Annotated in this window: 13 protein-coding genes; 12 read left to right on the forward strand and 1 reads right to left on the reverse strand. The window is 42.8% G+C overall.

Annotation, left to right across the window (positions count from 1 at the left end; genetic code table 11):
- Positions 1-55: 55 nt before the first annotated feature.
- On the reverse strand, positions 56-1,015 hold the full coding sequence (gene rnhC / locus MPH60_RS03375; protein ID WP_241594795.1) for a ribonuclease HIII: 960 nt from the start codon (positions 1,013-1,015) through the stop codon (positions 56-58).
- Between the two features lie 172 nt (positions 1,016-1,187).
- Between rnhC and zapA the strand changes: the two genes are divergently transcribed.
- From zapA to trxA, 12 genes are all read left to right on the forward strand, one after another.
- A complete protein-coding gene (gene zapA, locus MPH60_RS03380; RefSeq protein WP_048678967.1) occupies positions 1,188-1,448 on the forward strand; it encodes a cell division protein ZapA in 261 nt (86 codons plus the stop codon).
- Positions 1,449-1,452: 4 nt separating this feature from the next.
- Positions 1,453-1,998, forward strand: a complete 546-nt coding sequence (locus MPH60_RS03385) for a CvpA family protein (protein ID WP_101222851.1) — start codon at positions 1,453-1,455, stop codon at positions 1,996-1,998.
- Positions 1,999-2,207: 209 nt separating this feature from the next.
- Positions 2,208-3,926, forward strand: a complete 1,719-nt coding sequence (gene polX / locus MPH60_RS03390; protein ID WP_241594794.1) for a DNA polymerase/3'-5' exonuclease PolX — start codon at positions 2,208-2,210, stop codon at positions 3,924-3,926.
- Between the two features lie 35 nt (positions 3,927-3,961).
- Positions 3,962-6,316: an endonuclease MutS2 gene (locus tag MPH60_RS03395; RefSeq protein ID WP_241594793.1), complete on the forward strand. Its 2,355-nt coding sequence runs from the start codon at positions 3,962-3,964 to the stop codon at positions 6,314-6,316.
- A gap of 64 nt (positions 6,317-6,380) precedes the next feature.
- On the forward strand, positions 6,381-6,788 hold the full coding sequence (locus MPH60_RS03400; protein WP_034309012.1) for a DUF350 domain-containing protein: 408 nt from the start codon (positions 6,381-6,383) through the stop codon (positions 6,786-6,788).
- A gap of 202 nt (positions 6,789-6,990) precedes the next feature.
- The gene (locus tag MPH60_RS03405) at positions 6,991-7,746 is read left to right on the forward strand and encodes a GNAT family N-acetyltransferase (RefSeq protein ID WP_241594792.1); all 756 of its coding nucleotides are present in this window, start codon (positions 6,991-6,993) and stop codon (positions 7,744-7,746) included.
- Positions 7,747-8,155: 409 nt separating this feature from the next.
- On the forward strand, positions 8,156-9,853 hold the full coding sequence (locus MPH60_RS03410) for a long-chain-fatty-acid--CoA ligase (RefSeq protein WP_241615807.1): 1,698 nt from the start codon (positions 8,156-8,158) through the stop codon (positions 9,851-9,853).
- A 199-nt stretch (positions 9,854-10,052) separates the two neighbouring features.
- Positions 10,053-10,640 (forward strand): TetR/AcrR family transcriptional regulator, encoded by a 588-nt coding sequence (locus tag MPH60_RS03415; RefSeq protein WP_241593839.1) that lies wholly within the window; start codon positions 10,053-10,055, stop codon positions 10,638-10,640.
- A 125-nt stretch (positions 10,641-10,765) separates the two neighbouring features.
- Entirely contained in the window at positions 10,766-11,539 is a 774-nt protein-coding gene (locus MPH60_RS03420; RefSeq protein ID WP_241593838.1) for an enoyl-CoA hydratase, read from the forward strand.
- A gap of 125 nt (positions 11,540-11,664) precedes the next feature.
- Positions 11,665-12,438, forward strand: a complete 774-nt coding sequence (locus MPH60_RS03425) for an electron transfer flavoprotein subunit beta/FixA family protein (RefSeq protein ID WP_241593837.1) — start codon at positions 11,665-11,667, stop codon at positions 12,436-12,438.
- A gap of 71 nt (positions 12,439-12,509) precedes the next feature.
- Entirely contained in the window at positions 12,510-13,487 is a 978-nt protein-coding gene (locus MPH60_RS03430) for an electron transfer flavoprotein subunit alpha/FixB family protein (RefSeq protein ID WP_098370029.1), read from the forward strand.
- Positions 13,488-13,673: 186 nt separating this feature from the next.
- The gene (gene trxA / locus MPH60_RS03435; protein WP_101222840.1) at positions 13,674-13,988 is read left to right on the forward strand and encodes a thioredoxin; all 315 of its coding nucleotides are present in this window, start codon (positions 13,674-13,676) and stop codon (positions 13,986-13,988) included.
- Positions 13,989-14,087: the final 99 nt, after the last annotated feature.

Here is a 14,087-nt window from a genome sequence, read left to right on the forward strand (position 1 = left end):
ACGGCGTAAACTCACGAGAAAAAGGCGGCTTTTCCAAAAGATCAGCCGCTTTCTTCTACTTATGATATTTCTGTTGATATAGTCGCTTTGCTTTTTCTGTATTGGCGAAGTGGGTTTTCGTGAATTCGTGTAATGAATCGATTCCTTTTTCGTGAATCAATCTTGCGGCCGCTTCATCTACTGCAAATCCGGCTCCTTTAGGGATTTTGAATCCGGCCTTTTCACTCAGCAAGTCGAAGCGTTTCACGAAAGCATATCGGGCCAGGATGGATGCGGCTGCTACTCCAAGGTGTATGCCTTCCGCTTTTGTGCATAGATAGGTGGCGTTAGCTTGAAATAGTTCTTGCCCTTTTAGGTAATTGAAAAATACCTCTGGTTGAGCGAATTGATCAATAAGGACCGCTTCCGCTTGCTCCGGGTGGATCTTTTGCATGAGATTCTTGATTGCTTGGTTATGGAGGAGTGCCTTCATTTTTCCTTGTGACATTCCCTTTGCCTGAAGCGCATTATATTTCGGGTTGTCGCATGTAAGCAGGCTGAATGGCACTACATCCTTAATCTGTTTGGCAATTTCGATGATCTGTGGATCTTTGAGATTTTTGGAATCCTGGACACCAAGCTCCTTTAATAGGGCTAGTTGCTCTTTTTTTGCATAGACGGCTACGACGGTGATCGGGCCGAAATAGTCTCCTGTTCCGACCTCATCGGATCCAATTACAGACATGGTCCCGATATTTGCAGGCGGCGAATACCGATGGACATTGACTGATGCAGAGGATGCCGTTTTTTTCTTTGGCGCAGCAGCAGTGGTGCCCTTTTGCCATTTTACCGCTTCTAGTTCGGCATTTTTACCCTGGAAAAGCACCTTTCCAGATTTATAGGCTGTCACCGTACATAGCGGCGGTTTGGCGGAAAAGATGCTCCCGGGCGGCAGCTTGGCGGCCAAGGATGAAGAATAGTGGGACTTCATCGCCTTTATTTGTTCAGGGCTGATAAGTAAAACAACATGGGACATATGGGTAAGCTCCTAACTTCATTTTGTTTATTTGGTAATCTTCTACTTAAAATTCGTTTTCGTTTGACAAATTATTGAAATTTTTATGCGAGAAATGACGATGTACTCTCTTTCATGACGAAAAACTTCGTGATATGATAGAATTAGGATTGTTTAGATTGGGGGCATCATTTTGTCAGACGATAAACGAAATAAAACAACAGTTGATATATACGGACAACCATATACAATCGTCGGCACAGAAAGCGCAAGTCATATGCGCCTGGTCGCTTCGATGGTTGACGAAAAAATGAGAGAGATCAGGATGAAAAATCCATACTTGGATACAAGTAAGCTAGCGGTGCTAACGGCCGTGAATACCATCCACGAATATATTAAATTAAAAGATGAACTAGACCAGCTTCAACTGGAATTAAAGAGAGAGAAGGACTGAGTACATGCTTGATTTAGCAATTCTGGCCATTCTTTTAATCGGTTTATTAATCGGTTTAAAGCGTGGCTTCATTTTACAAACGGTTCATATGACAGGGTTCATAGTAGCCTTCATCGTCGCCTATGTATTTTACGGAGATCTTGCTCCCAATCTGAAATTGTGGATTCCGTTTCCGACGATGGGTGATTCCTCGACCCTTAATATGTTTTTCGATACAGTCGGGCTTGATACGGCGTATTACAATGCAATTGCCTTTGCAATCATTTTCTTTGCTGCCAAGATACTTTGGCAAATGATAGGATCCATGCTCAACTTCATTACCCATCTTCCGATATTAAAGCAGCTGAATCGCTGGGGTGGAGGGATATTGGGTTTTCTCGAAGTCTATCTTATCATGTTTATTATATTATATATAGCTGCCATGCTGCCAATGGATTCCATCCAGAAACCATTAACGGGCTCATTTCTGGCAGAATCGATCGTGAAACATACGCCGTTCCTTTCCGAGCAAGTGAAGGAACTTTGGTTTCATGATCTAAAACAATCATAATGTCAGTATAAGTGGGCCTGCCTCCCTTTCTCAAAGTCCTGGATTCCTATACTTTGAACGGGGGAGGCCCCTTTTTATGTAGCAGCATGTAACTTCCCCTATTTGATTCGAAAGTTCAGAATCGGACTGCTTGTACTTTACCTCCAAGAAAGGTATCTTTAAGAAAGTGAACATGGGACACCCTACTAATTTTTTCGGCGGTGAATAAAATGACAATTAACAAAAAAGATATCATTAAACTATTAGAAAAAATTGCAATATATATGGAACTAAAAGGAGAGAACCCGTTCAAGGTTTCAGCTTTCCGAAAGGCAGCAGGCGCCTTGGAAACGGATGACCGGAGCCTGCCGGAGATCGAAGATTTTACCGCTTTGAATGGAATCGGGAAAGGAACGGCATCCGTCATCGAAGAGTATATGAATGAGGGGAAATCGACTGTACTTGAAGAGCTTCAGGAGCAGGTGCCAAAAGGATTGATTCCGCTACTTCAGCTTCAAGGTTTGGGCGGGAAGAAGATTGCCAAGCTTCATAAAGAGCTGCATGTCAATGATGTGAATGATCTTAAAATCGCCTGTGAAGAAGGAAGGGTCGCGGCGCTTGCCGGTTTCGGCAAAAAAACGGAAGAGAAGATCCTGTCTGCAATTGCCGAGGCGGGTTCAAGGCCCGATCGACTTCCCCTTGCCTTCATGAGGCCGATTGCGGCTGATATTGAAACGGCCCTTGCTAACATGGAATACATCATCCGTTCTTCCAGGGCCGGCAGCATCCGGCGCATGAGGGAAACGATCAAGGACCTCGATTTCATCATTTCGACAGATCATCCCGAAGAGGTTAAGAATCAACTGCTTGCAATAAAAGGGATAAAGCAGGTGATTGCGGCCGGTGATACAAAAGTATCGGTCGTGCTTGATTATGAATATGATATTTCTGTTGATTTCCGAATCGTGAAGGATAAGGAATTCATCACGACACTCCATCATTTTACAGGTTCGAAGGATCACAATGTGCGGATGCGCCAGCTTGCTAAGGAACGCGGCGAGAAAATCAGCGAATATGGAGTGGAAGTGACTGAAACCGGTGATGTATTGACGTTTGAAACGGAAGAACAATTTTATAATCACTTTGGCCTTCCTTTCATTCCGCCAGAAATACGTGAAGACGGAACGGAAGTGGAGCATTATGATGCTAATGAACCTCTCGTATCTTTAGAGGCCATTAAAGGTGATCTGCATATGCATACCACATGGAGTGATGGGGCTCATACGATTGAAGAAATGATCGAAGCATGCCGTGCAAAAGGGTATCGATATATGGCCATCACCGATCATTCGCAATATCTGAAAGTGGCGAACGGCTTGACCGCGGAACGTTTACGAGAACAAAAACGGATCATCCATGAACTAAATGAAAAATACGCTGACTTTACCGTTCTTTCAGGGATTGAAATGGATATACTTCCTGATGGGACACTTGATTATGACGATGAGCTGCTTGCAGAGATGGATTTAGTGATCGCATCGATTCACTCAAGCTTTTCACAGCCTCGGGAAACGATCATGGAGCGCTTAAAAACGGCTCTGAATAATCCGCATGTAGATATCATCGCCCATCCAACGGGAAGGATCATTGGCAGACGCGCCGGATATGATGTGGATATAGAGATGCTGATCGAACTGGCCCGTGAAACGAATACTGCTTTGGAATTGAATGCGAATCCGAACCGATTGGATTTGGCACCTCCCCATCTGCGCAAGGCGCAGGAAGCGGGCGTTCCTATCGTGATCAATACGGATGCCCACAGCATCGACATGCTTGAACATATGCCTGTTGGGGTCTCGTCAGCCAAAAAGGGCTGGATTAAAGAATCAACGGTTCTTAATGCAAGGGATACGGATGGATTATTGGCGTTTTTAAAGAGAAATGATTAACTATTTGCCCATAAATAAGGAGGAGCTTTAACTCCATGCATAATAAAGCTTTAAAGACATTGGAATTTCATAAAATAAAAGAACAATTAATCTCGCACGCATCCTCATCCATAGGAAAAGAAAAGGCAGAGCAATTAATGCCTTCCACGGATTTTGAAGAAGTGTCGAGGTGGCAGGAAGAAACAGATGAGTCAGCCAAGATCGTCCGGTTGAAAGGTAACTTGCCATTGGGCGGAATTTTCGATATCCGTCCACATGCAAAAAGGGCACAGATTGGCGGAATGCTCTCACCCATGGAACTGATGGAACTTGCGAGTACGATTCGTGCCGGCAGGATCCTCAGCCGTTTCTTCGAAGAACTCGCTGAGCAGGAAATTGATGTTCCGCTATTAGCCGAATATATCGATTCCCTTCATCCGTTGATTGATTTGCAACAGGAAATTACGTTTGCAGTAAGCGAACATGGCGAAGTGATGGATTCTGCCAGCGACAAGCTTCGTACCCTAAGAAACCAAATTCGGACGAACGAAAGCCGTGTCAGGGAAAAACTAGAAAGCATGATCCGTTCTTCCAATGCAGCAACAATGTTATCCGATGCCATCATCACCATCCGGAATGACCGCTTTGTCATCCCGGTAAAACAGGAATACCGCAGTGTATATGGCGGGATCATTCATGATCAATCATCATCAGGGCAGACATTGTTCATTGAACCGCAAGCAATCGTTCAACTGAATAATGTCCTGCAGGAAACCCGAATGAAAGAAACGCAGGAAATAGAACGGATATTGGTTGAACTATCGGAAAAAGTCGGTGCGTTCACCCCTGAATTGCTTCATAATGTCAAAGTGCTTGCACAAATCGATTTCCTTGTTGCCAAGGCAAAGTATGCAAAAGCGATAAAAGGATCCAAGCCGATCCTGAATAATGAGGGACGCGTGAAATTATTCAAAGCGAAACATCCGCTCATTCCGAGTGATGTTGTCGTGGCCAATGATATTTTTCTTGGTGATGAATTTACGACAATCGTCATCACCGGTCCGAATACAGGAGGGAAGACGGTTACCCTGAAAACGATAGGCCTCTGTACGTTAATGGCCCAGTCCGGTCTTCAAATCCCTGCCCTGGATGGTTCCGAAACGGCTGTGTTTTCCTCTGTTTATGCCGATATTGGCGATGAACAGTCGATTGAACAAAGCTTAAGTACATTCTCTTCGCATATGGTCAACATTGTCGATATCCTTAAGCATGTCGATTATGACAGCCTTGTTTTATTCGATGAGCTTGGAGCGGGAACAGATCCACAGGAAGGTGCCGCTTTGGCCATTTCCATTTTGGATGAAGTGTATAAGCGCGGAGCACGTGTAATTGCAACGACACATTACCCGGAATTAAAAGCGTATGGATATGATCGGGAAGGCGTCATTAATGCAAGCGTCGAATTTAATGTGGAAACCTTGAGTCCCACCTATAAACTTTTGATCGGTGTACCAGGGCGGAGTAATGCTTTTGAAATTTCCAAGCGCCTTGGTTTGGAAGAAAGCGTGATAAGCAGCGCCCGCAGTCATATTGGTGAGGATACGAATAAAGTTGAAAATATGATTGCATCCCTTGAAGACAGCCGCAAGAAGGCCGAAGAAGAGGAGCTGGAAGCCAAGAAACACCTGAAAGAGGCGGAAATTCTTCATAAAGACCTTCAAAGGCAAATTGATGAGTACCATGACGAACGGGATGCGATGGTCGAAAAGGCAGCAAAAGAGGCAGCCGCAATCGTTGAAAATGCACAAAAAGAAGCGGAAGCGATCATTGCCGATTTACGTAAACTGCGACTGGAAAAGCATGCCGATGTTAAAGAGCATGAACTGATCGATGCCAAAAAGCGGCTTGAAGAAGCAGCGCCTAAAGTGAAAAAAACGTCAAATAAAGCGGCTAAGCCGCTGGATAAAAGTTTGAAACCTGGAGATGAAGTTAAGGTAATAAGCTTTGGTCAAAAAGGTCACTTGATTGAGAAGGTCTCAAATAATGAATGGCAGGTTCAAATCGGCATCATGAAGATGAAGGTGAAGGAGTCTGACCTGGAATTCATCAAGAGCACAAAAGTAAAAGAAACAAAGCCGCTTACCACGATCAAAGGTCGCGATTATCATGTTAGCGTGGAACTTGACCTCCGTGGAGAACGCTATGAAAATGCAATTTCAAGAGTGGAAAAGTACATCGATGATGCTCTTTTGGCCGGTTATTCGAGTGTTTCCATCATTCATGGTAAAGGAACGGGCGCTCTTCGGTCCGGGGTCCAGGAATACTTGAAAAATCACCGCTCTGTCAAAAGGATTCGCTTCGGGGAAGCCGGTGAAGGCGGAACAGGAGTTACGGTGGTGGAATTTAAATAAAGGAAAGCGGTCACTCGGCTATTCAGCCAAGCCGGGTGGCTAGTTACCATTCGGGAGTTGGACCATGGAGAACATGTGGGAAAATGAATATGTATACATAGCTGCTCGTTACAGTGTCGTTATTTTGTGCATGATTGTTTTTTTAGCCATTTTTGAACTTGTCACAAAGTACAAGAACTGGGAGGAAATCAAACAGGGAAACCTTTCTGTCGCATTGGCAACAGGTGGTAAAATATTTGGGATCGCCTATGTATTCCAACAGTCCATTCTCCATCAGAATTCGCTTCTTACGATGATTGGCTGGGGCGTATACGGATTTGTCCTGCTGTTGATCGGTTATTTCATTTTTGAATTTATGACTCCTGGATTTAAAATAGATGAAGAAATACAAAAAGATAATCGGGCAGTTGGATTCCTATCGATGATCATATCAATCGCATTATCTTTTGTCATCGGCGCCGGAATTTCTTAATGCCCTTCATGAGAGGGAGTAAGCTGTGGAGAAACTTGCAAAGGTATTAATAGTTTGTTGCGGTATCTTTTTTCTATTTGGAATCATTTATATGACATTCTTCAACTGAAGCGGCCATTGTGCCGCTTCTTTTATTTGAACTCTTACAAAAGATAGAATAACATTGGTCAAATAGACTTTACGGCAGAGGAGGAGGAATTTGGTGCACTCCAAATTGATACAAAAGATTGAAGAATTATCGCTGAATGCTTTACCGGCCATGCAAACGCAAATCTATGACGGGTGGGTTGTCCGATTTGCGGATGGATATACGAAACGTGCGAATTCTATTAACCCCATCTATACGTCGAATGAAAATGTGAAAAAGAAAATATGGAATTGTGAACAATTATATTTTGCCAGGAATGATAAGGCGGTGTACAAAATGACTCCACAGGCCATGCCAATCAATTTGGATCGTGTACTGGAAGAGTCCGGGTATGTCCTTGAGGGAACAACAAGTGTCCAAGTATTTAACTTGGCAGAAGCTGAATCACCGAATGATACCAATATCATAAAATATGATCATTTACATGATGAATGGTTTCACGATTTCTGCCTCCTGAGTAATATTAATGATCACGATCAAACCATCTTTAAAAAGATGTTAGGGAATATCATTCCAAAAACCTGCTATATGTTGTTGACTGATGAGGGTGGAACGGTGACAGCAGGTGGACTGGGTGTTTTGGAAGACGAATACATAGGCTTGTACAATATCATTACCCATGAAAATTTTCGAAATCAAGGCAATGGCGCAAAACTCGTTCGTAATCTATTGCAATGGGGTAAAGAAAATGGAGCGGAAAATGCTTATCTACAGGTGATAGAAACGAACGCGCCTGCTCTAAGCTTGTACGGGAAACTGGGGTTTGAAGAAAAATATAAGTATTGGTACAGAATTAAAACGAAGGAGTAGGACCACTCCTTTCAGTATGATGACAAAGGAGGTATGGAATGGTCTCATCCCGAACCATGATTTTAAAAGAAAGTTTGACCATCACTACGAACACTCCTAGCGAATAACCGGCTTGTAGAAAAGATCCGCTAGACGCTTTAGCCAGGAGCTTGGCAGACAGGGATCGGATTTCTGAAATTTTTAAAGAGAAAATTGAAGGTGAACTGGTTCTACTCTAATTTGTCTGCAGTCTGTAAGGAGTGGAACCACTCCTTTTCTTTGTTTCCCTTTAAGGGTTTCATCCAATATTCCCTGTGGTTTGTACAGAATATTATTCAGTCATCTTACTCATGAATTCGGCAATTGTAAGAAAATCCCGATTGTATTATAATGATTAAGAGTATTGAGAATATTCAGAAGGAGGGGGCAAATGAGCAATAAGCCTTGGCAAGCTATTTATCCGGAACAGATACCTGCTGTTTTGTCGTACGAAGATAAACCTCTTTATTCTTTTTTGAAGGAATCAGCCGAAGAATTCCCTGATAAAGTATCGATTCATTTCCAGGGAAAAGAATTAACCTTCCGGGAAGTGTATGAATCTGCTTTAAAGTTTGCAGCCTATTTAAAAAGTATCGGTCTTCAAAAAGGTGAACGCGTTGCCGTCATGCTTCCTAACTGTCCTCAGGGTGTCATAAGCTTTTTTGGGATTTTGATGGCCGGCGGAGTCGTGGTTCAAACGAATCCAACCTATACGGAACGTGAATTAGAATATCAAATGAAAGATTCCGGAGCGAAAATAATTTTAGCGATGGATATTTTATTTCCCCGTGTTTCTGCAGTGGCATCAAGAACAGAAATAGAACATATAATTGTAACCGCTATCAAGGAATATTTGCCATTCCCGAAAAATCTTATCTATCCTTTTATTCAAAAAAAGCAATACGGCATTGTCATCAATGTGGAGCATGAAGGGAATCATCATTTATTTTCCGAAATCATGAGACGAAGGATCACTGAAGAAGTCACTGTGCCAATCGATGTGGATAATGACCTTGCGCTTTTGCAATATACAGGTGGGACAACAGGCTTTCCCAAAGGGGTCATGCTTACCCATAAGAATATGCTTGCGAATACGAAAATGTGCAATGCATGGCTTTATAAAAATAAGCGCGGTGAGGAAAGGATCCTTGCGATACTGCCTTTCTTCCATGTGTACGGTATGACTACAGTCTTGGTTCTATCCGTCATGGAAGGGAACACCATGATCATCATGCCAAAATTTGATGTCCAAGCGACGCTAAAAACCATCCAAAAACAGAAACCGACCATGTTCCCAGGAGCGCCAACGATGTATATCGGCCTCTTGAACCATCCGGATATCGCCAAATATGACCTTTCTTCCATCAATGCATGTATAAGCGGTTCTGCATCATTGCCCTTAGAGGTCCAGGAGCAGTTTGAGAAAATTACCGGCGGGAAGCTTGTTGAAGGCTATGGTCTTTCGGAAACCTCACCGGTGACACATGCTAATTTCATTTGGGATCAGCCGCGCGTAAAAGGAAGCATTGGACTGCCTTGGCCAGATACCGACTCGGTGATTCTGTCCCTGGAAAACTTTGAAGAGCTTCCTCCGAATGAAATTGGAGAGATTGCCATAAAAGGACCACAGGTCATGCAGGGATATTGGAAACGTCCGGATGAAACGGAAAAAACCTTTAAAAATGGCTGGCTGCTTACAGGCGATCTGGGTTACATGGATGAGCAGGGGTTCTTCTATGTCGTCGAGAGGAAAAAGGATACAATCATTGCAGGCGGTTTCAATATATATCCACGTGAGGTGGAAGAGGTGCTATACGAGCATGAGGCCATACAGGAAGTGGTTGTTGCAGGTATCCCTGACCCATATCGCGGGGAGACCGTCAAGGCCTTTGTTGTACTGAAAAAAAATGCGAGGGCCACTGAAGAGGAATTGAATGAATTTGCCAGAAAGAACCTGGCTTCCTATAAGGTGCCGCGCAGCTATGAATTCAGGAATGAACTTCCAAAAACGACGATAGGAAAGATCCTGAGAAGAGTCCTGATCGAGGAAGAAAAGAAAAAAATATCCGAGGAAAGAAAAGAAGCGTAAACAAGCACCCCTAATAACGGAGCAGCGAAAGAGAGCTCCGTGTTTTGCAGAACGGCTGGACAACCTATGGATGGGGACTGTACAATGAACATAAGTGGAATGTCAGGACCCTTAGAAGTTTTGCTTGACAGTAAAGGGGCGTCATTTTATGATAGAAATATGAATGATGGTTCATTCATTTTCTGAAAGGGGACATCCAGTGAAAAGCAACAGACCTAAGTATACTCAAATTATTGATGCGGCCGTTATCGTCATTGCCCAAAACGGGTACTATCAAGCACAAGTATCCAAAATCGCCAAGCAGGCAGGAGTAGCGGATGGAACCATATATCTTTATTTTAAAAATAAAGAAGATATCCTAATTTCATTATTCCATGAAAAGATGGGCTATTTTGTGGAACAGATCGAAGAAGAGATAAAAGGAAAGACCACTGCTTCGGATAAACTGCATGTGCTCATCCAAAAACATTTTCAAAACCTTTCAGAAGACGTGAATTTAGCAATTGTCACTCAGTTGGAATTAAGACAGTCGAATAAAGAATTGCGCCTAAGAATTAATGATGTGTTAAGAGGGTATTTAAATTTAATCGATCAAATCATTATAGAAGGAAAAGAAAACGGCGAATTCCTGCCTGATTTAAATAATTTACTTGCCAGGCAGATGATTTTTGGAACGATTGACGAAACAGTGACGACCTGGGTCATGAATGAGCAAAAGTATTCGCTCCCAGACCTTGCCCCAGACGTTCACCGCCTTCTGATTGGCGGCTGCGGCCTGAAAAGTTAACGATTTAAATAGAGGATGGGCAGCCATCCTCGAAAGAATCGGTTAATTCTGCTTCCAGTTTAATCGGGAAGTGATACATATTAAATTTTCGAAAAAGTTTGACTAGTATGCCTGGAGGGATTGATATGGAATATCTTAAGCTTTCTGTCGAAAATCATGTGGCTTTTATAACGATTGATCATGCACCTGCAAATGCACTTTCTTCGGCTATCATCGGAGAGCTTTCACAGGCCTTCGAACAAATTGAGAATGATGGCGCCGTACGGGTTGTCCTTCTTCATGGTGAAGGAAGATTCTTCTCTGCAGGAGCAGACATTAAGGAGTTTACGGAAGTGAAAGACGGGAAAGCTTTCGAGAAGCTGACCAAGAATGGGCAATCTGTATTTGAGAAAATTGAATCTTTTCCAAAACCGGTCATTGCAGCCATCCATGGGGCGGCCCTTGGCGGAGGATTGGAGCTGGCGATGGCCTGTCACATCCGTTTGGTAACCGAAAGGGCTAAACTGGGTTTGCCTGAGCTGCAGTTGGGCTTAATCCCTGGATTTGCTGGGACCCAGCGTCTTCCACGTTATGTGGGCATGGCAAAGGCAGCTGAAATGCTGTTTACAAGTGAACCGATTTCAGGTACCCAAGCTGTACAATGCGGGTTGGCGAATCATGCCTTCACGGATGAAGACCTGATTCCTAAAGCTAAGGAACTAGCCAATAAAATTTCCAAGAAAAGCCCGCTGGCTTTAAAGTCTGCCATAGAGTTATTAAATTATTCCAAGCATGATTCCTACCATAAAGGTGTGGAAAGGGAAGCCGCCCTCTTTGGCCAAGCTTTCGATACTGCTGATGCAAAAGAAGGAATCGGCGCTTTCATTGAAAAAAGGGAAGCTGTATTCAAAGGGAAATGATGAGTAGAGTATAAATAATTATTTTTATATATCATGCAGGATTTTGATGAAATCTGTAGAATACAATACTATATATCAATAAAATTCATAATCTTCAAAACTCAAATCATTCGGGAGGTATTATCGTGAACATTTATGTACTGCTGAAAAGAACATTTGATACAGAAGAAAAAATTACGCTATCCAATGGGAAAATTAATGAGGATGGAGCAGAATTCATCATTAATCCATACGATGAGTATGCGGTTGAAGAAGCAATCCAGGTGCGTGATGCACAAGGCGGCGAAGTAACGGTTATTTCCGTCGGAACCGAAGAGGCTGAAAAGCAATTACGTACGGCGCTGGCAATGGGTGCTGACAAAGCCGTATTGATTAATATAGAAGACGACATTGAAAATGGCGACCAATTCACGACTGCAAAAATTATCGGCGAATACTTAAAAGATAAAAATGCCGATTTAATCATTGCAGGGAACGTTGCAATCGATGGCGGTTCTGGACAAGTGGGGCCACGCGTTGCCGAAATTTTAGAGATTCCTTATATTACTACCATTACTAAGCTGGACATCGCAAATGGAAATGTAAGCGTTATCCGTGATGTAGAAGGGGACTCTGAAACGATCGAAGCATCCCTTCCATTGTTGGTGACAGCTCAACAAGGGCTAAATGAACCACGTTATCCGTCATTGCCGGGAATCATGAAAGCGAAGAAAAAAACGCTTGAAGAATTGGAATTGGATGACCTGGATTTAGAAGAAGAAGATGTTGAGGCAAAAACAAAAACGATTGAAATTTACCTTCCTGCTAAAAAAGAAGCTGGAAAAGTATTGGACGGCGAAATCGGTGATCAAGTAAGCGAACTTGTTCAATTATTACGAAGCGAAGCAAAAGTGATTTAATCGAAACGGTACTTTTTCAAGATAACAAAACACGACAAAAAGATAAAATAGTGCACAGGAGGTTTTTATAAATGGCTAGAAAGTTTCTTGTATTGGGCGAAGTTCGTGACGGTTCACTGAGAAATGTATCATTTGAAGCTATCGGTGCGGCTAAACTTGCTGCAGATGGCGGGGAAATTGTAGGTGTCTTAGTTGGTGACAGTGTTCAAAATTTCGGAAATGAATTGATCCAGTATGGGGCAGACCGGGTTGTTGCAGTCGAAAATGATCAATTGAAACAATATACTTCAGATGGTTATGCGCAAAGCTTGCTTGCCGTCATCGAACAGGAAAAACCAGAAGGGATATTCTTTGGACATACGGCCCTAGGAAAAGACCTTGCACCAAAATTGGCTGGAAAGCTTGAATCAGGTTTGATCTCAGACGTTACATCCATTGAAGAAGAAGGGGGAAATATCGTTTTCACCCGCCCGATCTATTCCGGTAAGGCATTTGAAAAGAAAATTGTTACAGATGGCGTGATATTCGCGACAATCCGTCCGAACAATATCGAACCATTAGCGAAAGATGAGTCCCGCTCTGGTGATGTTTCTACATTAAGTGTGGATATCAAGGATTTACGTACAATCATTAAAGATGTTGTTAGAAAAGCGAGTGAAGGGGTCGACCTTTCAGAAGCGAAAGTGATCATCGCTGGTGGCCGCGGCGTGAAAAGTGAAGATGGTTTTGAACCATTAAAGGAACTGGCACAAGTTCTTGGCGGAGCGGTAGGAGCTTCCCGTGGAGCATGTGATGCAGATTATTGCGATTACTCTTTGCAAATCGGGCAAACGGGTAAAGTCGTAACACCGGACCTTTATATCGCCTGCGGAATTTCCGGTGCGATTCAGCATTTAGCGGGGATGTCGAACTCCAAGGTTATCGTTGCGATCAATAAAGACCCGGAAGCTAACATATTCAATGTGGCTGATTATGGAATTGTCGGAGACCTTTTCGAAGTCGTTCCGTTACTTACGGAAGAATTCAAAAAACTTAAAGTTAACGCGTAATAGAAACAATATAGATGAGGGGCAAGACATTTGGCATAAGCCGATACATGTCTTGCCCCTTTATTTGGCCTGCATATTTACTCTTTTTTTGGACATCCTACCACTGAAGCAAAATATTAGCATCGATTCGAGCAACAATGGTATACTGTCTTTAGTTATTTGAGTAAATTTGAGGAGGAAATATATATGGCAATTATAAATGCAACTGACCAAACTTTCACAACAGATACTAGCGAAGGTGTCGTTCTTGTAGATTTTTGGGCTCCATGGTGCGGACCTTGTAAAATGATCGCTCCTGTTCTTCAAGAGCTTGATACTGAAATTGGCGATACAGCAAAAATCGTAAAAGTGGATGTGGATGAAAACCAAGAAACAGCTGGAAAATTCGGTGTCATGAGCATCCCGACATTAATCGTGCTTAAAGACGGTGAAGTGGTTGATAAGGTTGTTGGTTTCCAACCTAAAGAAGCACTTGCTGAACTTATTTCAAAACATGCGTAATAGTAGGTTAGCTAAAAAAAGCTTCAAGTCTGCGGACTTGAAGCTTTTTTCGCTATCTTGATATATAATAATTGTAAAAAAGGGAGAACAGGAGGCTGA

This window comes from Peribacillus sp. Aquil_B1 (assembly GCF_022603275.1).
Taxonomy (GTDB): Bacteria; Bacillota; Bacilli; order Bacillales; family DSM-1321; genus Peribacillus.

Bases quoted from the DNA above. Each gene is read 5' to 3' on its own strand.
- MPH60_RS03385 (WP_101222851.1), top strand. From the start codon at position 1,453: ATGCTTGATTTAGCAATTCTGGCCATTCTTTTAATCGGTTTATTAATC.
- polX (WP_241594794.1), top strand. From the start codon at position 2,208: ATGACAATTAACAAAAAAGATATCATTAAACTATTAGAAAAAATTGCA.
- MPH60_RS03420 (WP_241593838.1), top strand. From the start codon at position 10,766: ATGGAATATCTTAAGCTTTCTGTCGAAAATCATGTGGCTTTTATAACG.
- MPH60_RS03400 (WP_034309012.1), top strand. From the start codon at position 6,381: ATGGAGAACATGTGGGAAAATGAATATGTATACATAGCTGCTCGTTAC.
- MPH60_RS03395 (WP_241594793.1), top strand. From the start codon at position 3,962: ATGCATAATAAAGCTTTAAAGACATTGGAATTTCATAAAATAAAAGAA.
- MPH60_RS03410 (WP_241615807.1), top strand. From the start codon at position 8,156: ATGAGCAATAAGCCTTGGCAAGCTATTTATCCGGAACAGATACCTGCT.
- MPH60_RS03430 (WP_098370029.1), top strand. From the start codon at position 12,510: ATGGCTAGAAAGTTTCTTGTATTGGGCGAAGTTCGTGACGGTTCACTG.
- rnhC (WP_241594795.1), bottom strand. From the start codon at position 1,015: ATGTCCCATGTTGTTTTACTTATCAGCCCTGAACAAATAAAGGCGATG.
- trxA (WP_101222840.1), top strand. From the start codon at position 13,674: ATGGCAATTATAAATGCAACTGACCAAACTTTCACAACAGATACTAGC.